The sequence below is a fragment of the Sphingopyxis sp. H050 genome (assembly GCF_001468265.1).
In the GTDB taxonomy this organism is placed as follows: Bacteria; Pseudomonadota; Alphaproteobacteria; order Sphingomonadales; family Sphingomonadaceae; genus Sphingopyxis.
On sequence record NZ_LNRZ01000006.1, the window covers coordinates 311,010 to 338,005 of the forward strand.

At 62.6% G+C, this 26,996-nt stretch carries 26 protein-coding genes; 8 read left to right on the plus strand and 18 right to left on the minus strand.

The annotated features are described in order from the left end of the window. Positions 1-25 precede the first annotated feature (25 nt). The 7 genes from ATE67_RS14470 to ATE67_RS14500 are packed head-to-tail and all read right to left on the minus strand — an operon-like array spanning position 26 to position 6,588. Complete coding sequence (locus ATE67_RS14470) at positions 26-706, minus strand: fumarylacetoacetate hydrolase family protein (RefSeq protein WP_058817371.1); 681 nt, start codon at positions 704-706, stop codon at positions 26-28. Next, on the minus strand, positions 699-1,766 hold the full coding sequence (gene gtdA / locus ATE67_RS14475; RefSeq protein WP_082660390.1) for a gentisate 1,2-dioxygenase: 1,068 nt from the start codon (positions 1,764-1,766) through the stop codon (positions 699-701). Before gtdA ends, ATE67_RS14470 begins: the two co-directional genes overlap by 8 nt. After that, positions 1,763-2,599 carry a fumarylacetoacetate hydrolase family protein gene (locus ATE67_RS14480; protein WP_058817372.1) on the minus strand — a complete coding sequence of 279 codons (837 nt, stop codon included), beginning with the start codon at positions 2,597-2,599 and terminating at the stop codon, positions 1,763-1,765. The genes gtdA and ATE67_RS14480 overlap by 4 nt, the downstream gene beginning before the upstream one ends. Beyond that, positions 2,596-3,015, minus strand: coding sequence for a GlcG/HbpS family heme-binding protein (locus ATE67_RS14485; protein WP_058817373.1), 420 nt, complete (start codon positions 3,013-3,015; stop codon positions 2,596-2,598). The genes ATE67_RS14480 and ATE67_RS14485 overlap by 4 nt, the downstream gene beginning before the upstream one ends. Continuing rightward, entirely contained in the window at positions 3,009-3,827 is an 819-nt protein-coding gene (locus tag ATE67_RS14490; protein ID WP_058817374.1) for an alpha/beta fold hydrolase, read from the minus strand. The genes ATE67_RS14485 and ATE67_RS14490 overlap by 7 nt, the downstream gene beginning before the upstream one ends. Then, entirely contained in the window at positions 3,827-4,975 is a 1,149-nt protein-coding gene (locus ATE67_RS14495) for a VOC family protein (protein WP_058817375.1), read from the minus strand. The genes ATE67_RS14490 and ATE67_RS14495 overlap by 1 nt, the downstream gene beginning before the upstream one ends. Further along, positions 4,972-6,588 carry a bifunctional 3-(3-hydroxy-phenyl)propionate/3-hydroxycinnamic acid hydroxylase gene (locus ATE67_RS14500; RefSeq protein WP_197411957.1) on the minus strand — a complete coding sequence of 539 codons (1,617 nt, stop codon included), beginning with the start codon at positions 6,586-6,588 and terminating at the stop codon, positions 4,972-4,974. The genes ATE67_RS14495 and ATE67_RS14500 overlap by 4 nt, the downstream gene beginning before the upstream one ends. A 143-nt stretch (positions 6,589-6,731) precedes the next feature. Here ATE67_RS14500 and ATE67_RS14505 point away from each other — a divergent pair, with 143 nt between their 5' ends. Beyond that, positions 6,732-7,730: a LysR family transcriptional regulator gene (locus tag ATE67_RS14505; protein ID WP_058817377.1), complete on the plus strand. Its 999-nt coding sequence runs from the start codon at positions 6,732-6,734 to the stop codon at positions 7,728-7,730. Positions 7,731-7,845: 115 nt separating this feature from the next. Then, a complete protein-coding gene (locus ATE67_RS14510; RefSeq protein ID WP_058817378.1) occupies positions 7,846-8,595 on the plus strand; it encodes a sulfite exporter TauE/SafE family protein in 750 nt (249 codons plus the stop codon). A gap of 12 nt (positions 8,596-8,607) precedes the next feature. On the opposite strand, the gene ATE67_RS14515 is transcribed toward ATE67_RS14510, so the two are convergent. The 10 genes from ATE67_RS14515 to ATE67_RS14560 all read right to left on the minus strand — a co-directional run bounded on the left by ATE67_RS14515 (position 8,608) and on the right by ATE67_RS14560 (position 21,096). After that, positions 8,608-9,933, minus strand: coding sequence for an MFS transporter (locus ATE67_RS14515; RefSeq protein WP_082660392.1), 1,326 nt, complete (start codon positions 9,931-9,933; stop codon positions 8,608-8,610). Positions 9,934-9,967: 34 nt separating this feature from the next. Beyond that, entirely contained in the window at positions 9,968-11,023 is a 1,056-nt protein-coding gene (locus ATE67_RS14520; protein WP_058817380.1) for a sugar phosphate isomerase/epimerase family protein, read from the minus strand. A 15-nt stretch (positions 11,024-11,038) separates the two neighbouring features. Then, the gene (locus ATE67_RS14525; RefSeq protein WP_231728174.1) at positions 11,039-12,154 is read right to left on the minus strand and encodes a Gfo/Idh/MocA family protein; all 1,116 of its coding nucleotides are present in this window, start codon (positions 12,152-12,154) and stop codon (positions 11,039-11,041) included. Beyond that, a complete protein-coding gene (locus tag ATE67_RS14530; protein WP_058817382.1) occupies positions 12,151-13,836 on the minus strand; it encodes a GMC oxidoreductase in 1,686 nt (561 codons plus the stop codon). Before ATE67_RS14530 ends, ATE67_RS14525 begins: the two co-directional genes overlap by 4 nt. Beyond that, positions 13,836-14,450 (minus strand): gluconate 2-dehydrogenase subunit 3 family protein, encoded by a 615-nt coding sequence (locus ATE67_RS14535; RefSeq protein ID WP_058817383.1) that lies wholly within the window; start codon positions 14,448-14,450, stop codon positions 13,836-13,838. Before ATE67_RS14535 ends, ATE67_RS14530 begins: the two co-directional genes overlap by 1 nt. Beyond that, positions 14,450-15,451, minus strand: coding sequence for a sugar phosphate isomerase/epimerase family protein (locus ATE67_RS14540; protein WP_156417036.1), 1,002 nt, complete (start codon positions 15,449-15,451; stop codon positions 14,450-14,452). The genes ATE67_RS14535 and ATE67_RS14540 overlap by 1 nt, the downstream gene beginning before the upstream one ends. A gap of 10 nt (positions 15,452-15,461) precedes the next feature. Beyond that, entirely contained in the window at positions 15,462-15,839 is a 378-nt protein-coding gene (locus ATE67_RS14545; RefSeq protein WP_058817385.1) for a C-glycoside deglycosidase beta subunit domain-containing protein, read from the minus strand. A gap of 18 nt (positions 15,840-15,857) precedes the next feature. Continuing rightward, the gene (locus tag ATE67_RS14550; protein ID WP_058817386.1) at positions 15,858-17,210 is read right to left on the minus strand and encodes an MFS transporter; all 1,353 of its coding nucleotides are present in this window, start codon (positions 17,208-17,210) and stop codon (positions 15,858-15,860) included. Positions 17,211-17,496: 286 nt separating this feature from the next. Continuing rightward, positions 17,497-19,716 carry a TonB-dependent receptor gene (locus ATE67_RS14555; protein ID WP_058817387.1) on the minus strand — a complete coding sequence of 740 codons (2,220 nt, stop codon included), beginning with the start codon at positions 19,714-19,716 and terminating at the stop codon, positions 17,497-17,499. 369 nt (positions 19,717-20,085) lie between these two features. Beyond that, positions 20,086-21,096 carry an aromatic ring-hydroxylating dioxygenase subunit alpha gene (locus ATE67_RS14560; RefSeq protein WP_058817388.1) on the minus strand — a complete coding sequence of 337 codons (1,011 nt, stop codon included), beginning with the start codon at positions 21,094-21,096 and terminating at the stop codon, positions 20,086-20,088. 73 nt (positions 21,097-21,169) lie between these two features. Here ATE67_RS14560 and ATE67_RS14565 point away from each other — a divergent pair, with 73 nt between their 5' ends. The 3 genes from ATE67_RS14565 (at position 21,170) to ATE67_RS14575 (ending at position 23,146) form a co-directional block, all read left to right on the plus strand. Further along, complete coding sequence (locus ATE67_RS14565) at positions 21,170-21,802, plus strand: TetR/AcrR family transcriptional regulator (RefSeq protein ID WP_058817389.1); 633 nt, start codon at positions 21,170-21,172, stop codon at positions 21,800-21,802. A 137-nt stretch (positions 21,803-21,939) separates the two neighbouring features. Then, the gene (locus ATE67_RS14570) at positions 21,940-22,770 is read left to right on the plus strand and encodes a 3-keto-disaccharide hydrolase (RefSeq protein ID WP_058817390.1); all 831 of its coding nucleotides are present in this window, start codon (positions 21,940-21,942) and stop codon (positions 22,768-22,770) included. Positions 22,771-22,798: 28 nt separating this feature from the next. Continuing rightward, positions 22,799-23,146 (plus strand): hypothetical protein, encoded by a 348-nt coding sequence (locus tag ATE67_RS14575; protein WP_058817391.1) that lies wholly within the window; start codon positions 22,799-22,801, stop codon positions 23,144-23,146. A gap of 56 nt (positions 23,147-23,202) precedes the next feature. Here the strand turns inward: ATE67_RS14575 and ATE67_RS14580 are convergent, their stop codons facing one another. Next, on the minus strand, positions 23,203-24,381 hold the full coding sequence (locus ATE67_RS14580) for a malonyl-CoA decarboxylase domain-containing protein (protein WP_156417037.1): 1,179 nt from the start codon (positions 24,379-24,381) through the stop codon (positions 23,203-23,205). Between the two features lie 525 nt (positions 24,382-24,906). On the opposite strand from ATE67_RS14580, the gene ATE67_RS14585 reads away from it, so the two are divergent. Genes ATE67_RS14585 through ATE67_RS14595 form a run of 3 tightly spaced genes read left to right on the plus strand, consistent with a single transcriptional unit; the run spans position 24,907 to position 26,965 of the window. Beyond that, the gene (locus ATE67_RS14585) at positions 24,907-25,143 is read left to right on the plus strand and encodes a DUF3489 domain-containing protein (RefSeq protein WP_058817393.1); all 237 of its coding nucleotides are present in this window, start codon (positions 24,907-24,909) and stop codon (positions 25,141-25,143) included. Continuing rightward, a complete protein-coding gene (locus ATE67_RS14590) occupies positions 25,140-25,553 on the plus strand; it encodes a DUF2924 domain-containing protein (protein WP_058817394.1) in 414 nt (137 codons plus the stop codon). The genes ATE67_RS14585 and ATE67_RS14590 overlap by 4 nt, the downstream gene beginning before the upstream one ends. Further along, complete coding sequence (locus ATE67_RS14595; protein WP_058817395.1) at positions 25,550-26,965, plus strand: recombinase family protein; 1,416 nt, start codon at positions 25,550-25,552, stop codon at positions 26,963-26,965. Before ATE67_RS14590 ends, ATE67_RS14595 begins: the two co-directional genes overlap by 4 nt. The last annotated feature ends 31 nt before the right edge of the window (positions 26,966-26,996 follow it).

Below are 26,996 nucleotides of genomic sequence, written 5' to 3' on the forward strand. Positions count from 1 at the left end.
TGTTTCGCCGGGTCCCCGGCTTTGATCAGCCGACTGCAATGCGCAGTTCGGGATGGCCCTCCACCTTGCCGAGAATGTGATCGCCGCTCACCACGGCACCGACGCCCGCCGGCGTCCCCGTGTAGATGAGATCCCCCGGTTCGAGCCGGTACTGGCGCGAGAGCTGCGACACGATCTCGGCGCAATTCCAGATGAGCTGTTCGAGGTCGCCCGTCTGACGGACATGTCCGTTGACCTCGAGCGAGATCGGCCCCTTCTCAGGCAACCCGGCACCCAGCGGCACGATCGGGCCGATCGGGGCGGACTCGTCGAACGACTTGCCCGGCTCCCATGGACGTCCCGTATCGCGGGCCTTCAACTGCAAGTCGCGGCGGGTAAAATCGATACCGACGGCAGTTCCGAACACATGGTCCACTGCGTCGGCGACCTCGATATCGGTTCCGCCCTTGCTGATTGCCAGAACCAGCTCAATCTCGAACTGGAAATCCTCGGTCGCCACGGGATAATCGACGGTTGCCCCATTTAGGACGATCGCGTCGGTGGGCTTCTGAAAAAAGAAGGGCGGCTGACGCTCGTCCTGGCCCATCTCGCGGATATGTTCGAGATAGTTGCGCCCCACGCAGTAGATGCGGCGCACCGGGAACTGGACGTCACTTCCGACGACGGGAACGCTGACGACCTGGGGTTCGAACAGAAAATCAGGCATTGCCGCGCATCTCCCGGAAAAAGTCGAGTTTCTCTTGAACGACCTGGTCAGAATAGCTGAACAGGACCATGTCCGCGTCGCTCTCGAAGACGACAGGGAACCAGCTCGGAACGACGAATATGTCTTTCGCTTCGAGCGTGTAGGTTTCATCGCCGACGCGGACACGCCCGCGGCCTTCGACGAGGTTGAATACTGTCGCCGCAGTGGAGCGATAGGACTCGGTCACCATCCCTGCCGGGATCAGGCGCATCGCGGTCGAAATAGTCGGCATCGCCGACGCGCCCGTGAGCGGGTTGATGTAGTTCAGCTTGAAGCCATGACAGACGTCGGCTTCACGGAATCGCGCCATGCGGTCGAGCGCATCGCGCGTCCGGCTGTAGGGATAGTTGAAAATCGGCGACGTCTGCGATTCATGGCGGAAGCCGTCCGGTACCATATTATAGCCGACCTCGGCCATGGTCGCGCCCTCGGGCTTGAGCGTCGGATGCACCGCGCCCGGATAATTCTCGCGGAACGAGGCGCTGAACAGGTTGACCATGTGCATGTCGAGTCCGTCGATCCACACCATTGGAGCATCGGACTCATTGCCATGATCATGCCAGGTCATGCTCGGGGTGATCACGAAGTCGCCGACTTCCATCATCGTCTTCTCGCCGGCGATCGCCGAATAGGCTCCCGATCCTTCGACGATGAACCGCAGTGCCGAGGCTACATGCTTGTGGGCAGGAGCGATTTCGCCCGGAAGAATGATCTGGAGACCGCAGAAGAGGCTGGGCGTGATCTTCGACTGGCCGGCGAGACCGGGATTTTCGAGGACGAGAACGCGGCGCTCGGCCTCTTCGGTGCCGATGAGCTCGCACGCTTCCATCAGGTAAGGGCGAATGCGCGAATAGCCGAAGTGGGCCGGCAGTGCCGTCACCTTCGGCTCCGCGGTCACGAGACCGTGCAGCACACGCCAAAGCGGTGCGAGATGCTCCGCCTTGGCCCGATCGTAGAAGCCCATCCGCCCTTCTTCGGCAGCCAGGTTCACCGTCTCGACGATGCCGTCAGTCTCGCTCATGCCTTGTCGTCCTCGATCGTGTGACGAAGCGTGCCGACGCTGCCGACCTCGACCTCCAGAATATCGCCCGGCTTCATCCACACCGGCGGATTGCGCTTGCCGCCAACGCCGCCGGGTGTGCCGGTGGCGATGACGTCGCCCGGTTCGAGGCGAGTGAAGGTGGAGCAGAAGGAGATGATCTCGGGGATGCTGAAGATCAGGAGATCCGTCGTCGTGCGCTGCATCTCCTCACCGTTGAGGCGCGTGACGAGGCTCAGTGCCTCACCGTCGGGAATTTCGTCGCGCGTGACGAGCCACGGCCCGAAACCGCCGGTCCCGGCGAAATTCTTGCCCGGCGTCCACTGGCCGGTCTTGTGCTGCCAGTCGCGGATCGTTGCGTCGCAATAGGGCGCATAGCCCGCGACGTGATCCCAGGCGTCCTCAACGCTGATCCGGCGACCGCCCTTGCCGATCACGACGGCGATCTCGCCCTCGAAGTCGAGCTGCTCGGATTCAATCGGCCGCAGCAACGGTTGGCCGTGCGCCACCTGACTGTTGGAAAAGCGGGGAAAAATGATCGGTGCGGCGCTTTCGTCTCGCCCGGTCTCGATGCGATGCGCATGGTAGGCGATCCCGACGCACAGGATTTTCTCGGGGTCCGGAACGACCGGCAGCAGTTCGACGTCTTCGACGCGTGGACCGTCCGAAGCGGACGGAGCCTCAACCGGAATTGCCCCCGCCGCCAGTGCCGCACGGAGGCTCGGAGCCACATGCGACAGGTCGGCGATCCGGCCCTCGCCGTCGACGGCGCCCCAGCTCGGCGTACCGGTTTTCAGATAGGAGACGAGTTTCATTGACCGGCCTCCCGCGCGAGAAAGGCGTCGATCGCGGTCTGGGCGAACTGCGCGTCAAGGTGCGGCGGCGCCCCCCCGACGCCGACCGCACCGACACACTGGCCATCGACGATGACGGGAATGCCACCTTCGATGGGCGTGTGTGGGAGTTTGAGGACCGAGTAGCGGCCGGCATTCAGCGGCTCTTCGAAAAAGGTCGTCGGATGCCCCCCTTCGGCCGCGCTGCGCGCCTTGTCATACGCACCTTCGGCGCTGAAGAGGGGCGCTCCGTCCATCCTGGCAAGGGACTGCAGGAAGGTCGAGGCATCGACGACGGCAACCGACACCGGAAATTTTCCGACGACGGCGCTCGCCTTGCAGACTTCGTCGGCAAGGAACTGCGCGTCGGCGAGGCTCAGCGAACGCTTGGTCAGCATGCGGAATTCTCCTCGGTGTTGGCTGGGAGGTGACCGTGCTTGCGCAGGAACTGCTCGACGACACGGTTGTAGTGATCGGGTTCCTCGAAGTAGGACGAGTGTCCGCTGTCCTCGAAGGTGTAAACTTCCGAGCCGGGAATGAAGCTCGCCGCGATCTTGTGGGTCTCTCCGCCGAGCAACTTGTTTTGCAAGCCGCCCATCACGAGCGTCGGTACCGCATAGCCTTCGAAATGCTCGGGGAGCAGCCGAAGCTCGGGATCGGTGATGTGCGAGGTATCGACCTTCTGGTTCTGCCGCGCGAGCATCTGGTAAAGCGCGATCAGGTCGGACCGTTCACGGACGAAGCGTTCCGAGAATCCGAGTTGCGTCGGGTCCACCTTCTCGCCGGCGCCGGCGCGCTTGAACGTGTTCGACACATTGGTCAGCGCAGCATGATGCGGACCATATGCAGGCGTCGGAGATCCCGAGAGAACAAGCGCGCGGAAGCGCTCGGGTTCGCGAACCGCGAGCGGTAAGCCGGCCCAGGCGCCCATCGACTGGCAGACCGCCGCCACCGGCTCAGTCGCCTCGACGTCGAGGATGCGCGCGAGGTCGTCGGGGAAGAAGCGCTGATGGAAGGTGTCGGCATTGCACGCCGAACCGCCGAAGCCGCGCATGTCCATGCACAGTACCCGGTAGCTCTTCGAGAAATGCGCCACCTGCTGGAAGAAGACGGTCGAATTGGCACCGGCACCGTGAACGAACACGAGCAGGGGCCCATCGCCGCTGACATCATAGCGCAGGCGCGCGTCGGGGACGTCGATATAGGGCATCAGCCGAGCGGTCCCAGGAAGGCCGGGTCGTGCCAGCGGCGGCCACCGTGAACGATCGTCTCCGGAAGCGCATCCATGGCTGCCGGAAGCGACGCGCCGGCATCATAGGTCTCCGCACCATAGACGATCTGGATCGCGACATTCTCGGGTCCTTTAACCCAGAAGCCGTAGGAAATGCCGGGAGACATTTCTTCCGGAAGCGCCGGCATTTCCACGCCGCGAGCCGAGAGATAGTCATACGCATCGCGAAGTTGCTGGAAGGACGCAACTGCGAAGCTGCACGCGGCGCCGATGCCGAAGTCTCCCTTGAGGCTGGCTGGAAGCAAGGCAAGCGAATGATGCTCGTCACCCGCGCGCAAGAAGATGGACGGGGCGCCTGCCACCTCGCGGCGTTCGGTGACCGTCAGGCCGAGCGTGTCGACATAGAAGGGCAGGCTCGCTTCGGGGTCTTCGACGAACAGGCAGACACGCGCCAACCGGGTCAGTTTGAAGGGCTGCGGAAGATTGACACCCTCGACGTCATAGGTCGCCGGCCGCTCTTCGTCATAGCGATAGCCATCGAGATCATCGCCCCGCGCTTTCGCATCCTCGACTTCCTGATATTCGGAAATCTGCGGAAGCGGCGGCAGGTCGTGGAAAGCTCGGTCGTACATCGACGATGGCTTGCTCCGGCCGTCCCAGCCGATCTGCTCCATCCCGTAGAAGATCTCGTTGACATAGCCGTCGGGGCAATAGGCATAGGCGTGCCAGTTCGACCCGGGCGCGTCACGGCCGATGCGGCGAAGGCGCGCATTCTTGTCGAGGAAGTCGACCCCGTCGACCACCTGCTTGAGGCTGCCAACCTGCCAGGAGAGCTGATTGACCAGCGCGCCTTTGCGCGCGGGCTCGCGGGTGTCGACGAGCATCTGGCTGCCGATCACGAGGGTGTGGTGGTCGTGCGCGCAGCGGACGAAATATCCGGTCGCATGGTCCTTCGGAAGTTCGGGCACGCGCGTCGTGAAGTCGTCGACATCGCTGAGCTGGAGACCCAGATCTTCGGTGAGAAACCGGATGGTGCCGGCAAGGTCCGGCGTGTGGTAGCCAAAATGTCCCAGACGCGAGATGATGAAGGGCTGTTCGGCCTTGAGGCCGCCTACATTGAACGTCATTGTGCAAGCTCCTGAGCGCCCGCGGCGGGGCTCGACTGGCCACCGGCGCCAGCGCCGAGTTGCCGCGCAAGGTCCGCGATGAGCGTGTTGATGTCGGCGTGAGCAACGCCGCCGAATGCGAAGAAGTCGGGCCGGACCACGACAACATCGACGCCGTGCTTATCCAGGAACGCACCATAGGTGCCGTCACAGTCCTGTGCGTAGTGGGCCGAATTCTCGTCGTCGAACACGGCGATGCCGACATTGTTGGCCTCAAGCCAGGTTCGCGACCCGTCATCGAGCACATCCGAGAGATCGCGGCGGCTCCAGATCTGGAACCACGTGCCGAGGATTTCGTCGCCGCGGCTCCAGCGGGCCCCGCGCCGAAGCGTTCCCTGCGGCGTGGCAAGGCCCGCCGGAAGGGCAACTTCGTCACCGGCACCGCGATAGAGAATGCCGGCCGTCAAGCTCGGAAGGTCGGGCGGTCGGCGATCACCGTCCTTGCGCATGCCCATGTTGCGATTCTCGGCGGCAACCGGATCGACGATATTGACGACACGCGAGAGCATGTCCGAGCCCATGACGATCGTCGTGACGTGCGGCTGACGCTCCACCTGATAGGTGTCGAGGAGCGTTGCCGGACTGCGCCCCGACAGGACTTCGACGAGCTTCCAGCCAAGGTTGCGGCCGTCACGGATCGCGGCGCAGCCACCCTGCCCCATATAGGGAGGCATGGTGTGCGCGGCATCACCGGCGATGAAGACACGCCCGTCGCTCCACTTCTCTGCGATACGGGAATGATAGTGATATACGATCTGGCGCATGATGCGCACATCGTCGGGTCCGAGCCCATGCTGACGGGTCAGGAAGTCCCAGGCGACCTCGGGAACGGTAACCTGCTCGTCGGTTTCGTCTTCCATGACACGGAATTCGAGGCGCAGGTAGCGCTGGCCGATCGGCATGTACATGTGCGGCCGCTTCGGATCCATGAAGATGACGAGCTTGTTGAAATGCTCGGGAAGCGGACGCTTCAGTTCTGCGTCGAAATTGAGCCAGCGCTCATGAAGATTGAAATCCTTGACCGGCAGGTCGAGCTTCTGACGAACGAAGCTGCGCGCGCCGTCGGTCCCGACAAGATACTTTGCCCGAACCGTTTCGACTTCGTCGGTCGCTTCCATCTTCGCATCGTCGTAGCGGGCGATTTTCAGAGCCACGCCGGTCTCGTCCTGGACGATCTCCTGCGCCTCCCAGCCGCGGCGAACCTCGACGCTCGGCATCGTCTCGACCTTTTCGGCGATTCCAGCCTCGAAATCGGGCTGGAAAATCGAGAGGCGCGCCGGCCAGCCGCCGATCTCGCCGGGGTAGAGCACGCGCATGATCGGCACGCCCTCGGCGTCGGTAAAATTGACCGCGTCCTGAACGCAGCTTTCGGAAAACCCCTTGTCGACGTCGGCGCTGGTCGCCTGCACGACGCGGCAGCACTCGCCGTCGAGAGTGGTCAGGCGGGGCAAGGGATAGGGTTGCGGCCAGCGTTCGACCACCAGCACCTTGAACCCGGCTTCACCGAGCGTCGAAGCCAAAACTTCCCCTGCCGGGCCGAACCCGACTATCGCCACGTCAACGCTAGTGACCACTATCCTGCTCCCGATGGTCGATTGATCTTGAGACGCTGGTATGCGGCGACTAATCATTGAACAACGCACCGACCGATATTACTGTCATCACCCAACGTGATAATGGGCGGCCCGAAACGAGTCGTCGGCAGAGGGGATCGAATATGGTGAGGGACACCCGTAGAACCGACGCGAGCTATGATGTTCCAGTCGGCAAACTCGACCTCAACCTGCTCGCGATCTTCGACATGGTCATGGTCGAACGACACGTCACGCGCGCGTCGGAGCGGCTGGGGCTTACGCAATCAGCGGTCAGCAACGCACTCAACCGGCTGAGGCGGCTTTTCGACGACATGCTCTTTGTGAAGGCGGCGCGCGGGGTCGAACCTACGAAGCGCGCACTCGACATCTGGCCCGAGATTCATGCCGCGGTGGCGCAGCTCCAGCGATCGGTGAAGCCGGGAGCGTTCGACCCGGCGTCGGCCCGGATTGAGTATCGCATGTCGATGGTCGACCTGTCAGCTGCCCTGCTGACTCCCTATCTCTATGGCTGCATTCATCTCGTGGCGCCGCATGTCAGCCTGTCCTTTGTACCCCACGCACCCGAGTTGACGGCCGAACGGCTTGTCCGGGGCGACGTGGACTTCGCGATCAGCATCGAACCGCCCCGCATGACCGTTCTCGAAGCAACAGCGCTATGGTCCGAGGACTATGTCGTAGCGGGCCGCAGAGGCCATCCACGTCTCGCCAAGCCGATCAGCCTCGAAGATCTCTGCTCGCTCCCCCAGCTTTCGGTCAATCTCTCGGGCGCGCCGGAGTTCGGCGCGCCGATCGACCATGTTCTCCAGGAGCGCGGATTGTCGCGTCCCGTCATGCTGACCGTCAACCAGTTCCTCGTCGCGACGACGATGCTCCGTGAGTCCGATTTGCTCGCGGTGCTTCCCATGCGTCTGGTCGCCGACGCCTTCCGCCAGAACTGGCTTAGCTTTCAGCCCTTGCCAATCAGGCTCAACGAAGCGACGCTTCACCTCGTCTGGCACCGCCGCAACAATGCGCTCCAGTCGATGCTCTGGTTCAAGGAACGTGTGCTTGAAGCGACATCGGCAATGAACAGCGATGCGCGTCGGCACAGCATGACCGCGTTGGCGCAATCGGCGAGCTGATCAGGACCGCAGCGTCGAACACCACTATCAGTCGGGGTGATGACTATAATCGCCTAGCTGGATTGCGAGTGGGGCGTGCTCTCCCTAGCGGCCGATCCGAAAAAGGACGGCCGATATGTATCTCGATGACCCTTGGAAGTTGGCGGCGTGCATTGCCGTCGTGCTCGTCATCGGGGTTTCCAAGGGCGGCTTCGCGGGTCTGGGTGCGCTTGCGACGCCCATCATGGCGCTCGCCTTCCCCCCGATGATCGCGGTCGGGATCATTCTCCCTGTACTGATCAGTCAGGACATATTGAGCGTCTGGTCGTTCCGGCGGGAGTGGGACCGCTGGATTATTGCCTGGATGTTGCCGGGCGCCATTGCCGGGATCGCGGTCGGCTGGCTCTTCGCCTCGCGCGTCGACGAACGGATTTTCACCGTCGCTCTTGGAGCGGTGACATTCGTGTTCGCCTTGTACCGGCTCTGGGTCGACAGTGGCCATAAGGTCGCCGCTCCATCGACTTCGCCTGGGTGGGTCGGTGCATTGTTCGGCTTCGGGACCGGCCTGACCAGCCAGGTCGCACATGCCGGGGCACCACCCTTCCAGATGTGGGTCACTCCACGCAAGCTGCCGCACAACGTCTATGTCGGGACCAACGCCGTCCTGTTCGCCGTTATAAATTGGCTGAAAGTACCCGCATATCTGTCCATGGGGGCTCTGACCCGGCCGGTTCTCGAGACTGCGGCGCTCCTTATTCCGCTCGCACTGATCGTGACCTTTCTCACGCTCAGATATGTTCGGCGGCTCGCCAGCGGGAGTTTTTACACTGCAGTCTATTGGCTGATGGCGTTACTTGGCGCAGCGTTGGTTATCCGTCAGATCTGATCCGTCGCAGGATCATCCTCTGCGTCGTCTGACTGCCGCGCCTTGTGCAGCCAGCGCCCAAGCAGCAAGTCCTGATCCACCGGCAATTATGATGGCGACAACCGAAAACGGCAGCGCCAGCGAAAGAAGAAAGCCACCGGCGACGGGTCCCAAGGCTGCCCCGATCCGACCAAAGCCCATCGAAAAGCCTAGTCCCGCTCCCCGGATTTGCGGGGGGTAGGCTTCGACCGCAATGGCAAAGAGCGCAATCGTCGCCGCGTTCGCGCCCATGTTGGCGGCGCCGGCGACGCAACAAAGAATGACGAGATTGGCCGGAACCGAGCCGAAGCAGGCTACTCCGCCGATCGCAAGGACTAGCGCGGCGAAGGCGAGAGGGCGCGCGGGCAGACGGGTTGTTGCGACGAATAGAATGAGACTCCCGATCAATCCACCGAAGCTCGCGGAAACGAGGACAATCGCAGCCTTCGACGCGGGGAAACCGAGATCGACCACGATCTTGGGGATCCATTTCAAAAGGAAGAAGGATGTGGCGAAGTGGAAAAAGAGCGCCAGGGTGGTGAGCAACGTAACTGACGCCGCGCCACGGACGAACAGATCGCGCCAGCCCGTCCGCGCGGGAGCAGACGGTGCGATCAGGGTCGTAAATTGCGCGGGATCGTGCCCGCAGCGGCGCAGGATGGTGGCGGCGCGATCGCGCCCTCGCTGCGTCCCCTTCCGCAGAAGCCAGTCTGCGGACTCCTCGAGCAGCAGGAGACTGGCCAAGAGCATTGCCGCCGTGAACGCGGCTCCGAAGTGAAAGATGTCGCGCCAGCCGCCGTTCTCGATGAGCTGCGAAGCGATTAACCCGCCACCGATCGATCCGGCCGGGAAACCCAGAGCGATGACGGCAATCGCGCTGCCGCGCCACTTCGCCGGGACGAATTCGGCCGCAAGCGCGTTGGTCGTAACGAGGACGCCGCCGATACCGAAGCCGGTTGCCACGCGCGACAGGGCCAGCCACGTCACGTCCGGGACGAAAGCCACCGCGGCCATTGTGATCGTCATGAGCGCGAGCGCCCCGAGCGCTATCGGCCGGCGCCCGATCCGGTCGGCGAGGCGCCCGAGAAGGATCGACCCCGCAGCGATGCCGAAGAGTTCCGCAGCAAGAACCGTTCCGAGTGCCGCGGAACCGAGCTTCCACTCCGACGAAATTCCAGGGCCGGCGAACCCAATCGACAGGACGTCGAAACCATCGACCGCGGTCAGCAGGAAGCAAAGGAAGACAACCAGGATTTGCCGGGGACGCATGGCGAACCCATCAAACGGTCCACCTGCAACTGCGGGAGCGGCGGTAGTCATTGCGCAGCGCGGCCTATCGGTTTCGGCACCGAAGTCAGCCGATCCCCATCAGGCGACGATTGAGGGCGCGGTCGTTCCCACCGCCAGCGAAATCGTCGAAGGCGTGTTCGGTTACCCGGATGATATGCCGGTCGATGAATGGAGCTCCCTCGGCCGCGCCCTGCTCGGGGTGCTTGATCGCGCACTCCCATTCGAGCACGGCCCAGCCGGCATAATCATTGGCTGCCATTTTCGAGAAAATTGCCGGAAAATCGACCTGTCCGTCACCGAGCGAGCGGAAGCGGCCCGGACGATCAATCCATGACTGGTAACCGCCATAGACGCCGGACCGGCCATTCGGACGGAATTCGGCATCCTTGACGTGGAAGCATTTGATGCGCTCGTGGTAGATGTCGATGAAGGCGAGATAGTCGAGCTGCTGCAGTACGAAATGGCTTGGGTCGTAGAGAATGTTGGCGCGGGGATGATTGCCGACACGCTCAAGGAACATTTCGAAGGTGACCCCGTCGTGGAGGTCCTCGCCCGGGTGAATTTCATAACCGATATCGACACCTTGCTCGTCGAAGGCATCGAGGATCGGGCGCCAGCGGCGGGCAAGCTCGTCGAACGCATCTTCCACAAGCCCCGCGGGGCGTTGCGGCCATGGGTAGAAATAGGGCCAGGCAAAGGCGCCGGAGAAACTGGCGTGCGCGTCGAGGCCGAGATTGCGGCTCGCCTTTGCGGCGAGGCGGAGCTGCTCGACCGCCCAGGCTTGACGCTCGGCAGGCTTGCCGTGGACTTCGGCGGGCGCGAAGGCATCGAATTGCGCATCGAACGCGGGATGAACCGCGACCAGCTGGCCCTGCAGATGGGTCGATAGCTCGCTGATTGCGAGGCCGCGCTCCGCGAGCATGCCGGTGATCTCGTCGCAATATGTCTGGCTCTCGGCCGCCGTCTGGAGATCGAATAGCCGCGCGTCCCAGCTCGGTATCTGGATTCCCTTGTAGCCGAGATCCGCCACCCAATCGGCGATGGCAGGAAGGCTATTATAGGGTGCGGCGTCGCCGGCGAACTGGGCGAGGAAGATCGCGGGTCCCTTGATCGTCTTCATGGTCTCGGTTTCCCTTCAGGCGGCGAGCGGCACCCATCCGGCGCGCCCGCGGCTCGCCGCGACGGCCGTCGCAATGAATGTCATTCCGCGCACGCCGGCCTCGATTCCAGGCAGCAGAGGCGCTGATTCTCCGCGCAACTGCGCGGCGAAGTCGCGATACAGATTGGCAAAAGCCTCGAGATATCCCTCCGGGTGGCCGCCCGGCGTGCGGGTCCGCGATGCCGCGGCCGGGCCAAGCTGTGCGGTTCCCGCGCGAACAAGCTCCGCGCGCCCGTCGATATGCTGGACGAGAAGGCTGTTCGGTTCTTCCTGCTTCCACAAGAGGCCAGCGCGGTCACCGTAAACGCGAATGCGCAGCCCATTGAGCTCGCCGACCTCGATCTGGCTCGCGAGGAGCACGCCGCGCGCGCCGTTCGCAAAACGCATGAGGATCGAGCAGTCGTCGTCGAGCACCCGGCCCGGCACGACGCTCCCCAGATCCGCGAAGATTTCGCTCACCGTCTCTCCGGTGATGAACTCGGCAAGGTGGAAGGCATGAACCCCGATGTCGCCGATGCAGCCGCCGAGTCCGGCGCGAGCCGGATCGAGCCGCCACTCCGCCTGCTTTCCGTTCGCTTCGCCGGCAAGCCACCCTTGGGGGTATTCGACAACGACCTTGCGGATCGTGCCCAGTTCGCCGCCCGCCACACGTTCTCGCGCCTCGCGCACGAGCGGATAGCCGCTGTAGGTGTATGTCACGCCGAACGGGAGCCCAGCGCCTGCCACCAGCGCCGCGAGTTCTCCCGCTTCATCAAGGTCGCCGGTAAGCGGCTTGTCGGTCATCACCGGCACGCCTGCTACCAACGCGGCGCGCGCGGCCGGCAAATGATGATGATTGGGGCTGACAATCGAGACGAAGTCGATGGCGTCGTCCCGCTCGGCCTCGGCGGCGAACATGGCGTCGAGCGATGGATAAGCGCGTGCCTTATCGATTCCATAGGAGACACCCGCCTCGCGCGAACGCGCAGCGTCGCTCGAAAACGCGCCGGCAACCAGCTCGATCTCACGGTCAAGTTCGGCGGCAAGCCGGTGAACGGGACCAATGAAAGAGCCCGGGCCACCGCCGATCATTCCCATGCGGAGGCGCCTCACAGCGCGCCCTCCTTCAGCTGTTTTACGGCATTGTCGCAGGCGCGGGCCGTGAGCGCCATATAGGTGAGAGACGGATTCTGGCAGGCAGACGAGTTCATGCACGCGCCGTCGGTGACGAGCAGATTTGGAACATCATGCGCTTGATTGAACGCGTTCAGGACAGACTGCTTGGGATCGGCGCCCATGCGCGCGCCGCCCATCTCGTGGATCGACGACCCGCCGGTGTCGGGCTTGGCCGAACTCATCACGACCGTTGCGCCTGCCTTTTCGAGCATGGCGCGCGCCTGCGCCTCGGCATCGCGAAGCGCGGCAAGCTCGTTCTCGCCATAATTGAAGCTGATCTCGACCTGCTCGAGGCCTTGGAGATCCCGCTTGCTCTTGTGCAGCATGACGCGGTTTTCGGCATTAGGCATGCACTCGGCAAAGGCGCCGAGGAAGAGCGACCAGGGGCCCGGACCTTCGAGCTCCTTCTTGAGGTCCGCTCCCAGCCCCGGACCATCCCCGCCGCGCTTCCAGCCGCGCCGCGACGAGCCGCCCTGGAACATATACCCGCGGTGGAACGCCTGCTTGTCATCGCCTACATTGCGGAATCGCGGCACGATGACATTGTTGGGCCGATTGCCATAATAGGCCCGATCGTCGATTCCGTGGACGAGACCCACCGCCGACGTCGCCGAGGCATGGTCCATCAGATAGCGGCCAAGGGCTCCGCTGTCGTTTGCCAAGCCGTTCGGGAAGCGCTCCGAGCGCGAGCGCAGCAGGATCGCGTTGGTGTTGATGGTGCCGGCGTTCATCACGACCAGCCGCGCCGTGAAGGCCTGCCGCTTCTTATCCTTTGTGCCGACCGTGCGGACCCCGGTCGCGCGACCAGTTCGCGGATCATAGTCGACCGCTTCCACGACAGTGTCCGTCAGGACGGTGAGGCGTCCCGTCGCCCGGGCGGCGGGTAGCGTCGACGACTGGGTCGAGAAGTAGGCGCCGTAGGAGCAGCCGCGGCTGCAGAGAAGCCGGTTCTGACATGGGCCTCGGTCGCCGACCTGTTTGGTGATATTGGCGGACCGGCCGATGATCAGGCGGCGATCGGGGAAATTCTCCTCGATCGACCGCTTTACGATCTTTTCGGCGGCGCGCATCTCCATGGCCGGGAGGAAGTGGCCGTCGGGAAGGACTTCCAGCCCTTCGGACGAACCCGACACGCCGATGAATTTCTCGACATAGTCGTACCAGGGGGCGACGTCGGCATAACGGATCGGCCAGTCGAGGCCCTCGCCATCGGTCTTGTTCGCGGAGAAGTCGATGTCCGACCAGCGATAGCACTGCCGGCCCCAGATGAGCGATTTGCCACCGAGCTGGTAGCCGCGGAACCAGTCGAACTTCGACCCGGGTGCCTCCGAATAGGGGTTCTGGGCGTCGTTCACCCAGTGCTGCTGCGTATATTCGTTGAAGAACATACGCTTCTTGCTCTGGACGAAATACTCGCGCTTGTAGAGATTCGCGTCGCCGAAGCCCTGAAACGGCATGTCCCAAGGCGCCTTCATCTCGTTGACGTAGCCGCTCTGATGCTCGATCGGCGGACCGCGCTCGATCATCAGCACTTTCAGGCCCTTCTCCGTGAGCTCCTTGGCCGACCAGCCCCCGGTGATCCCGGAGCCGACGACGATCGCATCGAACTGCGGTTCCATCAGATGATATTCTCCACCCAGTAGTTGGAGAGGTACGGCACTTCGTCCACTCCGACGTCGGCGCGATATTTGGAGCCGGGAACGAGGTCGAAGGTCAGTTCCTTCGCGCCGCCGATCTCGGTCGTGTAATAGGATTGGACGATACCGCTCTTCACCGTGCGCCACAGCTTCTGGTCGAGCGGCGCGTTGGGATCGGGCGGCCCCGGATGGGCATAGGTCGCGGCATCGAGGGCTTCGAGAATTTTCACCTGCTCGCTCGGCGCCATCGCGAGAAAGCGACGCGGCTTGACCTTGGAGTCCAGGACAGCCGCGAGCCGGCCGAGGGTCAGTCCGTCGCCACCGAAAAGGCCATGGCGAAGCGCGTTTGGCAGGAAGTCGGCCACCCCGGCTCCGACCGCCCCAGGCGTATCGGTGGCGGGTATGACCATATCGCACAGCTTCTCGACAAACTGCGGAGTTGCCAGTTCCGGCGCGAGTTCCGGCACCGTGTTGGCGGACTTCCAGATGAGTGCGCCTGCGGACGTCGCAAAGAGCGCGAGGACGCCGCCCCTCAGGAGCGCACGGCGTTCCATGCCGGGCGCAGCCGCATCCGGATTTGGAACGCCGCCAGCCATCAGGCTGCCTCGGCCATGAACCGGTTCGCCATCGCGTGATGGCGGCGGATCTTGTCGAAGCCGTCGGCGTCGTTCCACATATGGCCTTCATATTCGCTCGACATGAAACCGCTATAGCCGCCTTTGACGAAGACGGGCAGCACGCGGGCATAGTCGACCGCGATCTCGTCGCCATTGTCGTCGAAGTCGAAGAACTTGCCGTGGATGTGGATCACCTGGTGCATGATCTCGGCCCAGCTTTCGGGCGCGGCGCGACTGAACAGGCCGAAGATGATAACGAGGCTCATGATCTCGCGGTCGGGATAGCCCTTCTCGCGGGCTGCAGCGATGTAGCGCTCGCGGCGCGCATAGGGATCGCCTTCCTGGTGCCAGAATTCCTGTGCCAGCGTGATGAGATCTTCCGGGATCCCGTTTTCGCGTTGCGCCTCGAAGAAGCTCGGCGGAACCGCGCGCGCGCTGGCGCCGAAGTCCGGAATGAAGCCGAGCATCGGCGAGCCGACCCGCTCGTACATCTCGCGGTAGGCGAGCACGTCGGGATGCTGGGTATGATGCGGCGCGTGGATTTCGAGACCCATCTTCACGCCGAGGCGTTCGGCGGCTGGCGCCAGGCGCTCGATGACGGCGGGGCCGGCCGGGTATTGGTAGCGAACGAGCGGAAAGCCGAGCTTGGCCGCCGCTTCGAGCTGCCGCTCGTGATAGGTCACCGATTCATCGTCGCTCATCGGCTTGTCCGGATCGATGCGGATGTCGGCGTTGATCCCGAGGCAGGAAAGGGTCAGGCCCGTCTCGGCGATAAGGTCCTTGAACCAGCCCGCATATTCGTCGGTAACGACGGGAAAGCCCTTGATGCTCTGGAAGCCCACGACTTCGAGACCGGGGCCGAGATTCTCCGCGGCGACCTTCCGGACGAGCTGTTCGAACGTATATTCGCGTCCATGGAACGCGGGCGTCATGCTGTAGAGCGTGGTGCCTAGTTTCAGGCCGCTGGTGCTGTCGGTCATCGATTGATCCTTATTGCGCGACAAGGGTCTTTGCGGTCCGCACGATGCGGTTCAGACCCATGATGTAGGGGGGGCGGAACGAGATGGTGACGGCGACGTCGTGGCTCGTACCCTTCGGCGTTTCCTTGCCATCGACATGCACGAAGGCGCTGTCGAGGACGTACCACCATTTGTCGGTGCGGGCGGCGAGGTCGGCCGGACGCAGCTTCTCGCCCTCCAGTTCGAACGACACCCGCGCGGGGTCGATCGTTTCGCCATCGATTTCGACAGCTTCGAGCCGGACGGTGGAAAGCGGAAGCGCACGGTACCAGGGCAGACGCACGTCGATCGTGCAGCCGCCGGGTTTGCTCGCCAGCCCATTATCGCTGACGACGCGATGATCCATCATGTTGATTGTTCCTTTCGATTAGCTTGCGAGTGCAGGGTCGGCAGGCCGGCCCCGGACAATTAGACTGAAGCGCCACCAGCCGAAGATCAGCAGGGCATTGGCGATGACCGGGCCGCCGTAGATCAGGAAGCGAAGCGCATCGTTCGCGGACTCCGAGGGAGCATGGGGCGAGTAGCCCGCGTAACCGAGCGCGAAGCCGGTCAGCGCGGTGCCGATCGCCATGCCGACCTTGAGACCGAAGCTCAGCGCTGAAGCGATGAGACCCTCCTCGCGATGGCCAAAGTTGGCCTCGTGCCATTCGACCGCGTCGGCGCCGAGCCGGAATTGCGAGGCCGCGCCAACGCCGCTCGGGATCGCCGAGATCACGAAGATGGCGATGAAGAGGGTCGTGTTCTGCTCGACAAAGGGCAGTGCGAGGATGAGTACGCTCTGGATGACGGCAGCGATGATATTGCCGCGTTCGAGACCGAAGGTGCGGACCCAGGTGCGCGCGATAGCACCGCCCGAAAGGATCATCACCGACATCAGCGGAAGCATGACCGAGATCAGGCCGGGGTTGCCGAGAACATCCTTCACGAAGAAGGCAAGGCACGAGACCTGCACGCCGATGCGGGCGAAAGTCAGCAGCTTCAAACCGAAGGCGACGCGCCAGACCGGGTTGGTCATGATGCTCTTGAGACTGCGGAAGACAGGCTGTGCCTGACTGGCGGGCTGAACATAGCGCTCGCGGCAATTGGCGAAGGTGAGCCAGTAGAGCAGCACGGTGATGACGCCGAAGAAGGCGGCGGTCAGCGTGAATCCCCAATGGCGGTCGCCAGCGCCGAAATATCCGACGAGCCCCATCGCGAGACCATAGGTGAAGATCGAGGCGATAGAGGTTGCCATCGCGCGGAACGAACCGAGCTGGATCTTCTCGTCCTCGTCGCGGGTCAGCATCGGTAGCATCGCGCTGAACGGAACGTAGAGGAACGAATAAACGAGACCGAGCAGCGTGAACGTTACATAGGCCCAGACGAGCTTGCCGGTTGCCGACCAGTCGGGAACCGAGAAGGTCGCGACGAAAAGGATGGCGAACAGAATCGGGGCGTAAAGAAGATAGGGGCGCGCCTTGCCGAGGCGCGACGATGTGCGGTCGACCGCGATGCCGGCAAGCGGGTCGAAGATCGCATCGAGCGTGCGGGTCACCAACATGAGCAAGCCGAGGGCTGCCGCAGGTATAAGCGCGACGTCCGTATAATAGATAAGGAGGAAGCCGGTCGCCATGTTCCAGGCAAGATTCGAGGCAACCTCGCCCGCACCGTAGCTGAGCTTCTCGCCCATGCCGAGGCGCGCGGCAGGCGCTTTTCCACCGATGTCCGATTGCACGCTCACAAAGCCTCTCCTTGAGTCAGGTCCGAGCGCCCATCTTGCGAGGCGTCTCTGCATTTGGCGTCGAAGCGAGGTGTGAGCCAGGGGGCCTCCGCGCCGTGCGATACCGCTGAAAACTGCTATCGGCGCACCCCTTTAAGGGGTCAACATCGCCACCCCGATAATGATTATCACCGTTGGTGATAATCATCGCCCGGATCAAAAAAATGCCGCCGGCAATGCCGGCGGCCCAGGCGGGAGGATGCCCCCGGGCCCACCTTGCGGCGGAACCGAGGACGGAAAAATCGGATCAGAACTTGAAGCTGCCGCGAAGACCGAAGGTGCGCGGTGCCTGGAATTCATAGTCGTTCGTGCCGGCGTTGTAGTTGCGCACGGCGCGAGCGAGGATGACCTCATTGGTGATGTTGCGGACGAAGGCCTGCACTTCCCAGATGCCGTTGTTCGGCGCATAGGTGAGCGAGGCGTTGCCAACGGCGTAACTGCGCGAGCTCGTGTCGAAGTCATTGAACACGGTGTAGTAGAATTTCGACGAATATTTGCCGTCGAGACGCGCCGTGATCTTGCCGCTCCCGATGTCGAAATCCTGCGAGACCGCCGCGCTCATCACGAACTTCGGTGCGTTAGGCAGATTGTTGCCGCCGATGTTGCGTGCGACGCCGTTGGCAGCGCTCGAACCATCCACGATCGTGATGCCATTGTCGAACTTCGTATCGAGATAGGCAGCATTCAGGTCAAACGTGCCGCCCTGGCCGAAGAGCGCCCGGAAGCTTCCTTCGACGCCCCAGATCTTGGCGCCGCCGGTGTTGAACACCTGGAGGAAGCCGTCGGCGATCTGGTTCGCCTGATAGTTGCTGTACTCGGTGTAGAAGGCCGACGCGTTGAGCTGGAGCGTGTTGCCCGACAGGCGGTTCTTCGTACCGACTTCGAAGGTTTTCACCTTCTCGGGGGCGTAGAAGGTCGTGCCGGCGTTCGTCACGTTGAAGCCCCCGGCCTTATAGCCCGTGTCGTACTTCGCGTAGAACAGCGAGTCGTCGCTCGGCGTGAAGTCGAGGCCGATGTGGTAGATGAACTGATCGTCCTTCAAGCTCGGCGCCTGGTTCACCGTCGTCGGCGGAGCACCGATGAACGGGCTTGCCAGCGCAGCGAGGTTGGTGACCGCGGTACCGACGCGCGACTTCTCGTCCCAGGTCTGGCGGCCGCCGACGCTGAGCTTCAGCTTGTCGCCGAGGCGGACCCCGAACTGGCCGAACACCGCTTCCGAGCGCGTCGTCACGTCAAAGTTGAAGCGGATCGCATATTGACCGGCACGGCACAGCGCGGCATTGGCGCCGCCCGGTGCGAATGCACCGACGCAGGCGACGTTGAAGATGCCGGCATCGACGACCTTATTGTCTTCCTTGAAGTTGAAGTAACCGCCCTGGAACGAGATCGTGTTGTCGGCCGGCGTCGCGATGCGGATTTCATGGTTCCACGTTTCGGGGAACTGGTTCTGCTTGAACACGCGCGTCGCCGGATAGGCGAAGGCCGGGTTCGTCGCCTCGGCGGCGTTATGATACTCGAGCTTTTCGTAGCCGCCGGCATAGGTCAGGCTCGCGTCGAAGGGCAGCTTGTCATAGCCGACTTCCCAAACGACGCGATCGCCGCGGATGCTGTTGTAGATCGGGGCGTAGCCGGGATAACGCTTCGCCTTGCCGAAGTCGGGGCGAGTGCGCAGCGCGCTCTTGAAATAGCCGGGCCCGTTGTCGTCGATATAGTCGTTCTGGTAGGCGACCCAGGCGTGGAAGCCATCGAAAGGCTCGACGAGGATTTGGGCGCGGATCGAATGGGCTTCCTCGTTGTTGGCCTCGATGTTCGTGCCGGTCAGGAAGCGATAGCCCTCGTGGTGACGAAGGACGCCCGACACGCGAACCTGCACCGCGTCCGAGATCCCGGCATTGACGCCGAGCTCACCATTGAATGTGCCGTAGTTGCCTACCTCGACCGAGCCATAGGCGCCGGTGTCGCGGCTGGGACGATTGGTGATGACGTTGATAAGACCGCCCGTCGAGTTACGACCATTGAGCGTGCCCTGCGGGCCCTTGAGGACTTCGACGCGGGCGACGTCATACATGCCGAGCTGCAGCGCATAGGGACGGTTGGTGAAGAAGCCGTCGCGCGAGAAGGGGACCGAGGGATCGCCGATTTCGGTCGTGTCGGTCGACGCGATGCCGCGGATCGCGACATAGGGCGTGCCGTTGTTGCTGGTGAAGTTCACGCTGGGATCGGCAGCGGCGAGCGACTTGATGTCGGTGATGCCCTGGTCCGCGAGATCTTCGCCCGAATAGACCGTGAGCGATATCGGCGTCTTCTGCGCGCTTGATTCCACGCGCTGAGCGGTCACCACGATATCCTGGATGCCCTGGCTATCTTCGGCGGTTTCGTCGGCGGGCGCAGTCTGCGCGGCGGCCATGGACGAAATGGCAAGCGACGCAGCGGCGGTGCTCGCAAACAGGATTCTACGCGTCAACATCTCTCTCCCCTTATCGGTCATTATCTCATTCGGAGTCCGCGTGGCGAAAAGATCGTTGCGACCCCCCCGACAATATTCAGTTCCGATGGCGTCCGATTGGAGCGAAGAGGATTATAACTCAATATCGCGATACATATAACAATCATCACCTGTGATGATTACGCGAGATACCATATCAGGTCGTGGATTATCGCTTTTTCCAAACGATTTGCGACCAAGTCGCTGTATTGAAGGCTCGCTGTGGCATCGAGCCCTCCGCAAGTTCAAGCACGAAGAAGGCCAGCCCTTGCCTGCTGGGGCGGCGCCCGCAGCGACAAATGACCGGCCTTTAGGACTTCAGTACGAAGCGGTGGGCTCCGGAAGGAGTGACTAGCCGGCGACCGACTCGGCCTCCTCGCGGCGCATCTTCGACAGCCGCCGCCGCGCCCGAACGGCCCCGGCGTCGACGTTGAGGATGACGGGGCGCATCTCCCAGAAGTCCTGACCATCCATCTCACGCTGCACCGCTTCGAGAATTGGGCGGTCCTCCTCGTCGAAAACCCGCTTGGCGAAAGCCTCGCTCTCGGGGCCAGGAAAGCAGTTATAGAAATAGTGTGAGGTGGTTTGCGTCTCCGGCGTGATGATGTGCGGATTGCGCAGGCGGCACACCCGAGGATCAGTGCGTTCGGCCCCAGCGGGCGCTGCCCCCACCTCAAGGAACATGGTAGCCGGCGCATTCCATCGCATGCGCGTCCAACGATCGGCCGGTGCATCCGCGAGCGGAACCGCGAAACGAGGGGCCGCGACATCTTCCACCGACCAGCAGGACCAGATGGTCCCGTCATCTTCCGAGCGTGCTTCGTGACGTCCCTTCATGAGCGCGCCCCCGGACTGGAAGGAGTCGCGATGAACAAACTCGACGTGGCTCAAATCCATGAGATTGTCCGAGAGAATTTCGAAGTTCGCGTCCATGCGTATATGCTTTTGCGCCATTGGCGCCGTTTCCTCGAGAAAGGCGAAATCGGGGATCGCCTCTTCGTCGGCCTCGGACGGCTCGCCGGCCCAGAACCAGAGAATGCCCCATCGGGCGACAATCTTCCGGCTAGGCAGGTCGGCGCCAGGCGGAATGAGATCGGAGAAGGGGTTCGAGACACATTTGCCGTCAGGCGCGAAGCGCAGGCCATGATAGCCGCACTCGATGAGATCGCCGCAGCGCCGTCCCATGTGAAGCGGCGCAAACCGGTGCGGACACCGATCGCGGATCATGGCGTAACCTCCGTTTTCAAGCTTGTAGAGCAGCCAGTCGATGTCGAGCAGCTTGCGCGGCATCATTTCGGCTTCATCGACCTCTTCTTGCCAAGCGGCCATGTACCAGACATTTTTGATATAGGCATCCGACACAGCTGGACACTCCCCATTAACAAAACCTATGGGTTTAGATAACAGACAATGATCCAAAGCGAAAGAGGGCGATTTGACCGATAGGGGTAAGGCGATCATCCGCCGCGATGCGGAGACAGTCACGGCGCGCATCCTCGATGCCGCGCAAGAGGAGTTCATGCGCGCGGGCTACAGCCAGGCGAACACGAACCGAATGGCGCGTGATTACGGGATTTCGAAGGCGACCATCTTCAAGCACTTCCAGACAAAGCAGGAGTTGTTCGAAGCCGTCATCACACGGATAGCGGAGCGTTGGCATGCGGCGATCGACTGGCCTTCGATCGAAGCCGACGACCCTGAAACCTGGCTCAATCGGTTTGGGACGAGCGCGCTCGCGCGCCTCTTGGAACCCGACGCCCTCTTCGTCAGCCGCAACGCCATTACCGAAGGATGGACCTATCCCGAGATTCGCCAGATTTGGCCGCGCCTCGCAACAAGGCCGATCGTCGAACTTCTCGCCAGCAAGCTCTCTACCTGGGCCGACGCCGGTCTGATCAAGGCAGAGAGTTCCGAAAATCTCGCACGGGCCTATCTCGATCTTGCATTCTCCGGCGAGGTCAGCCGCGCACTATATGCGGCAGCGAGCGCCCCTTCGCAGGAGGATATTAGCCGCCATGTAGGCGAGCGCACCGCGCTTTTCCTTAGGGGCTGCAGCGTCGCGAGCTGAGAGATCGTTTCGTCGGATTCCCATTGGTGACGAATTCATCAGAATCGTCCCTTTCCTAAATGCCGCCCCTCGATATATAAACCCGTGAGTTTTGATATTCCCGATCGCCACGACGGGAGCTTGCGGGAGGACGGGCTATGAACACCACGAGACGTGAGGCGATCGGCCTGTTCGCCGCCGCCGGATTGAGCGCCGCCGCAGTGCCCGATGCAAACGCGTCGACCGCGTCGGCAGGGGCGGGCGCCGATGCGGAGGGATGGAAGCCGCTGTTCAATGGCAAAGACCTGTCGGGATGGACCTTCTTCCAGGAAGGGTCCGGAAGCCGGGACCTCCACAACACGGTCGTCATCGAGGACGGCGCGATGCACATATTGGGTCCCCGATACACTGGCCCGGCTAAAGCAGGCATGGGATACCTGGCCACGGAACGGGCGCTCGGCGACTATCACCTCAGCCTCGAGTTTAAATGGGGCCCGAGACGATATGAGCCCCGGACGCTCTGGAAGCGCGACAGCGGCATTCTCTATCATGCCCCGATGGGCGAAGACTTCCTGTGGCCTGACTCGATGGAGTATCAAATCATGGAGCGGAACACCGGCGACGCCCTGCCCATCAATCACCGCGCGATACAGGCCGTTTCGCTCGGCGGCCTTCCCTCATGGCCAGAGGACATGCCGGGCAACACGAAATATGCCCCGCAGGTGAAAGTCGGAAAGACTCTGCGACAGAGGATACTCGCCGAGGGGTGCTTTGACGAACTCGAAGGATGGAACACCGTCGAGCTTATCGCCTCGGGTGACAAGGCGGCGCACATCGTCAACGGCCGCATCGTGGCTGCCCTGTACGGCCTTCAACAGCAGGATGCCTCTGCGCCGGGCGGCTATGTCCGCCTCGACAAGGGCCGTATCCTGCTCCAGATCGAGGCAGCGGAGATTCTCTTCCGCAATATCAAGATTCGCGCGATCTAGGACCCGTTAGCGAACAGGGAGAGCAGCGATGGACACTCGGCCAAGAAGCGACTCTGCGGCGCGCGAACGACATCGGTCGCTGGATTTCGTCGGTCTCCGGGCCCACGCCACCGCGGTGGGCCTGATCCAGCTCTGCGAGGAATTGCTCAATGCTGGGGTGCTGAGCACAGACGGCCTCGATCGAATCAAGGAGGCCATTTGCTCCGAATTGGCGGTAGGCAAGCGCGCCCGCGTTGCGGATCAACGAGACTTCGATGCGATGCTACGGCGCCGGGTCGATGCCATCTTTCCGGCAGCGCCCGGCCAGCCCGCTCGAAACGCAATTGGAACGGCTGAAGAATTCGAGGAGACCATGGGAGACTATCACGGAGCCTAGTGGGAGCCTCCCGCGGAGCGCGGGATCGCCGGCGCACCACAGGAATCAAGGTGCTGCTACAACATCGACGCTTCGCTGCGCCGGTCGTTGACGCCTGCGAGCGCCCGAACGGCAGACGACGAGGCGACCTCTCCCCGCCCTAGGAGCGCAAGATGGTTCTGCTCAAGCTTCGAAAGCTCGTACACATAATTGACCATGATATTTGCAGAGCTGGCGAGGCTGCTCGGTTCACCCTCGCAGAAATGCACCGCTTCGAGCCTTGCACCATTGCCGAGATGGAAGCGTCCGACTGGATCTGCGACCTCACCGCTGCGAGATTTCTCTTCGAGAAGATAACGGGCAGCGTGCGCTCGCAACGCTTCCCCCGTCGCACCTGCGGCGTTCTTCTCAGCCCATGCTCCGAAACCCGGGACCGGCGACATCGTCGCAAAAGTAGAAATCTGCGGCAATTCCGCATGCAGCCGCTCGACGACACGCTTGATCAGGAAATTACCGAACGGAATACCTCGCAGGCCGCGTTGGCAGTTCGATATCGAATAGAAGATGGCGGTGTTGACGCGCGCAGGATCGAGCAGAGAACGCGAAGGCGAAATCAGCTCATCCAGCGAGATTGGGAGGCCTTGAGTGAGGGCCACTTCGATAAAGATCAGCGGCTCGTCGGCTAGTCGCGGATGGAAGAAGGCATAGCAGCGCCGATCGGCGGGCGCGAGACGACGACGGAGTTCATCCCACCCGTCGATAGCATGCACGGCTTCGTAGGCGATGATCAGGTCGAGGATCGCGGCCGGGCTGTGCCAATCTATTGCTCTGAGTTCGAGGAAGCCCGCATTGAACCACGAGGTGAAGACATGGGCAAAGTCGGCGTCCAGTTCGCGGACCGACGCAAAATCCTCAAGTTCGAGAAGGTCCGAACGCATTCCAACCAGTTGGCGCGTCCCGTCCGGAGCAAGATTCAATAGTTGAAGCAATTGCCTCGGACGAGCCTCCGTCGCAGCGTGAAGCGCCGCTAGCGACGCAGCGTCTGCTTTCTCTCTCCACAATCCAAAAGCGGTCTCTACACGATCTCCATCAAGTGGAAAGCGCGATGCAAGCATACGTAGAAACGCATGTCGGGTAGATCGCCCCGACAGGGCGTAGAGGCTTAGCAGTTCAGCAGCGAGCCCCGGCCCGGACACAGTGCGGCGCGGCGACAACAGTTCCTGCGCGAGCGCGACGAGGCCATCTGCCGACGGCATCGTCGACTGCTTCCCGAGGAAACTAAGTAGAGTGTTTAGCCGTCTCCGCGCAGCCCCCGCCCAATGCGTTGCGCCGCGCGCGCCGCGAGCCTTTGCGAACGCACGTTTTGCGAGACTAGCCAACAGCGATTCCGCTCACATCAAATTTTTCCACCATGGTTGCCCCCACTGTCAGCAAGCTCGATCTGAATATGCTGAGCCATTGCAAGGCTAACAATGTCGCGGCGGGATTATCGTTATCACCTCTGGTGATAGTTGCGCTAACCCGAGAGCGGACGTAAAATTCCGCATTGCAGCAGGCGTCACACCCGTGTGTCCGCTTTTCGGTGCCGCGCGGTGCGGACCACAAGGCAGAATTTCGGGCGCGAAGCTGCCTTTCCAATCTTCCCGCTCGACTTCCCCTTGGAACGAAGCATTGCTGCTGGAGCCGCGACATACTGAATCGCGGCCAGCCCCAGCCGATCGATCGGCGGGGCTCTGGGTGGTGGGCCCGGCATGTCGCCGGGTCTCATCAGGAGACCACCCATGACCAAGAATGCCGACACCAACACGAAAGCGCTGCGCGAAGGCAGCAAGGCCGCCACCCTGCTCGAGATGCTCCAGCGCAAGGACGGCGCCACCCTCGAAGAAATGACCGAACGTACCGGCTGGCAATCGCACAGCGTGCGCGCCGCAATGACGGGTTTGCGCAAGAAGGGCCATGTCATCGAGAAGCGCGCGACCGGCAACACGACCGCCTGGTTCATCGGAGCCACGGCATGAGCCGCAAAGCGGGAGTCACGAGCGCGGTCGCGGCGATTGCTGCGATGCCCCTCGCCGAGCTTCGGGTAGAGTGGGAGCGGCGCTACGGCGCTGCTCCCCGTCACCGCAGCGCCGACTTGCTCCGCCGCGTCCTCGCATGGCGTGTGCAGGCCGACGTCTATGGCGGGCTCGATGCAACAACGCAGAAGCTGCTTGCCCGCGACGACCTGCCGCTGCGTGTGGTTCCGCCGCCCGGTATGCGCCTCGCCCGAGAATGGGCCGGCCGCACCCATGAGGTCGTCGTGATCGAGAGTGGGGTCGTCTATGAGGGCAAGACCTGGGGAAGTCTCTCCGAGGTTGCACGCCATATCACGGGCATGCGCTGGAACGGCCCGCGCTTCTTTGGTCTCCGGCAGGCGAATGTGCGATGAGCAGCGCTCCGCGGCGGCGCTGCGCTATCTATACGCGGAAGTCGACCGAGGAAGGGCTCGACCAGGCGTTCAACACGCTCGATGCCCAGCGCGAGGCTTGCGAGGCTTATATATTATCCCAAGCCGGCGAAGGCTGGGAATGTCTTCCCGATCGCTATGACGATGGCGGCTGGTCGGGCGGCAACATGGATCGCCCTGCCCTTAAAGCCCTGCTCGCCGATATCGCGCGCGGACGCATCGATATCGTTGTCGTCTACAAGGTCGACCGGCTCACCCGCAGCCTCATGGACTTCGCGCGCATCGTCGAAACCTTCGACGGCAATGACACGTCGTTCGTGAGCGTGACACAGGCATTCAACACCACGAACAGCATGGGACGCCTGACCCTCAATGTCCTCCTCTCGTTCGCGCAGTTCGAGCGCGAGGTCACCGGCGAGCGCATCCGCGACAAGATCGCAGCTAGCCGGGCCAAGGGCATGTTCATGGGCGGCAATGTACCGCTCGGCTATGACCTTGGCGACCGGAAGCTCGAGGTGAACGAGAGCGAGGCAGAGACCGTCCGGCATATCTTCACCCGCTACCTTGACCTCAAATCAGTCCCCGCACTCGCGAAGGAGTTGGCGACAGAGGGCATCCGCTCGAAGCGCTGGACCTCGCGGGCGGGCAAGACCCATGGCGGGCTGCCGTTCCATGTCGGGGCGCTCGCCCATATCCTCAGGAACAAGGTCTATCGGGGCTACGCCGTCCACAAGGGCAAGGCGCATGCCGGGGAGCATGAGGCGATCGTCGACAAGGAGCTGTTCGATGCCGTGCAGGCGCAGCTCGACGACAATCGGGTCAAGCACAGCGCGCGCAAGACCCGCGCCGCCTCGTCGCCGCTCACTGGCAAGATTCATGACGCCGACGGCCAGCCGATGAGCGTGAGTTTCTCCTACGGGCGGGGGAAGAAGATGTACCGCTATTATGTCAGCGACTGCCTCCTTCCCCGCACCGCGAACATGCCGACCAATCGCGAGGGGCAAAGGTTCTCGGCGGCGCGGATTGAGCGGGCGATCAATGTCGGGCTCAAGGACCTAGTCATCGATCAGCATGACGCCGATCTGTTCGGCGCCATCACCAAGGTCACGGCCCTCGGCGAGCGGCTGTTCGCTGAGATCGATGTCGCGACGATCGCCGACGACAGCGCGCTCGGCGCGACCCGGCTGCTTCGCAAGGCTGAGTTGATCGATGCCGACGCGAAGATAGAAGGAGACACCCTGCACCTCTCCGTACCGCTGCCACCCGATCGGCGGGGGCGGACGAAGGCGTCGCCCGACAAGGGCATGGCCAGCACCGACATCAAGGTGTCAAACGGCGTTCAAAAGGGACCCCCGATCGGCGTCGAAGAGGGACCCCCTTTTCGGATAATATGATGCTGGTTTGTTGAAGATGGCCTTGCGCTGC

Excerpts from the sequence above, each read along its gene's own strand:
- ATE67_RS14590 (WP_058817394.1), top strand. The coding sequence starts at position 25,140 with ATGAGCCGCAAAGCGGGAGTCACGAGCGCGGTCGCGGCGATTGCTGCG.
- ATE67_RS14520 (WP_058817380.1), bottom strand. The coding sequence starts at position 11,023 with ATGAAGACGATCAAGGGACCCGCGATCTTCCTCGCCCAGTTCGCCGGC.
- ATE67_RS14505 (WP_058817377.1), top strand. The coding sequence starts at position 6,732 with ATGGTGAGGGACACCCGTAGAACCGACGCGAGCTATGATGTTCCAGTC.
- ATE67_RS14490 (WP_058817374.1), bottom strand. The coding sequence starts at position 3,827 with ATGCCCTATATCGACGTCCCCGACGCGCGCCTGCGCTATGATGTCAGC.
- ATE67_RS14570 (WP_058817390.1), top strand. The coding sequence starts at position 21,940 with ATGAACACCACGAGACGTGAGGCGATCGGCCTGTTCGCCGCCGCCGGA.
- gtdA (WP_082660390.1), bottom strand. The coding sequence starts at position 1,766 with ATGAGCGAGACTGACGGCATCGTCGAGACGGTGAACCTGGCTGCCGAA.
- ATE67_RS14515 (WP_082660392.1), bottom strand. The coding sequence starts at position 9,933 with ATGACTACCGCCGCTCCCGCAGTTGCAGGTGGACCGTTTGATGGGTTC.
- ATE67_RS14585 (WP_058817393.1), top strand. The coding sequence starts at position 24,907 with ATGACCAAGAATGCCGACACCAACACGAAAGCGCTGCGCGAAGGCAGC.
- ATE67_RS14530 (WP_058817382.1), bottom strand. The coding sequence starts at position 13,836 with ATGGAACCGCAGTTCGATGCGATCGTCGTCGGCTCCGGGATCACCGGG.
- ATE67_RS14510 (WP_058817378.1), top strand. The coding sequence starts at position 7,846 with ATGTATCTCGATGACCCTTGGAAGTTGGCGGCGTGCATTGCCGTCGTG.
- ATE67_RS14470 (WP_058817371.1), bottom strand. The coding sequence starts at position 706 with ATGCCTGATTTTCTGTTCGAACCCCAGGTCGTCAGCGTTCCCGTCGTC.
- ATE67_RS14495 (WP_058817375.1), bottom strand. The coding sequence starts at position 4,975 with ATGACGTTCAATGTAGGCGGCCTCAAGGCCGAACAGCCCTTCATCATC.
- ATE67_RS14485 (WP_058817373.1), bottom strand. The coding sequence starts at position 3,015 with ATGCTGACCAAGCGTTCGCTGAGCCTCGCCGACGCGCAGTTCCTTGCC.
- ATE67_RS14540 (WP_156417036.1), bottom strand. The coding sequence starts at position 15,451 with ATGACCGACAGCACCAGCGGCCTGAAACTAGGCACCACGCTCTACAGC.
- ATE67_RS14595 (WP_058817395.1), top strand. The coding sequence starts at position 25,550 with ATGAGCAGCGCTCCGCGGCGGCGCTGCGCTATCTATACGCGGAAGTCG.
- ATE67_RS14545 (WP_058817385.1), bottom strand. The coding sequence starts at position 15,839 with ATGATGGATCATCGCGTCGTCAGCGATAATGGGCTGGCGAGCAAACCC.
- ATE67_RS14575 (WP_058817391.1), top strand. The coding sequence starts at position 22,799 with ATGGACACTCGGCCAAGAAGCGACTCTGCGGCGCGCGAACGACATCGG.
- ATE67_RS14535 (WP_058817383.1), bottom strand. The coding sequence starts at position 14,450 with ATGGCTGGCGGCGTTCCAAATCCGGATGCGGCTGCGCCCGGCATGGAA.
- ATE67_RS14555 (WP_058817387.1), bottom strand. The coding sequence starts at position 19,716 with ATGTTGACGCGTAGAATCCTGTTTGCGAGCACCGCCGCTGCGTCGCTT.
- ATE67_RS14580 (WP_156417037.1), bottom strand. The coding sequence starts at position 24,381 with ATGCCGTCGGCAGATGGCCTCGTCGCGCTCGCGCAGGAACTGTTGTCG.
- ATE67_RS14480 (WP_058817372.1), bottom strand. The coding sequence starts at position 2,599 with ATGAAACTCGTCTCCTATCTGAAAACCGGTACGCCGAGCTGGGGCGCC.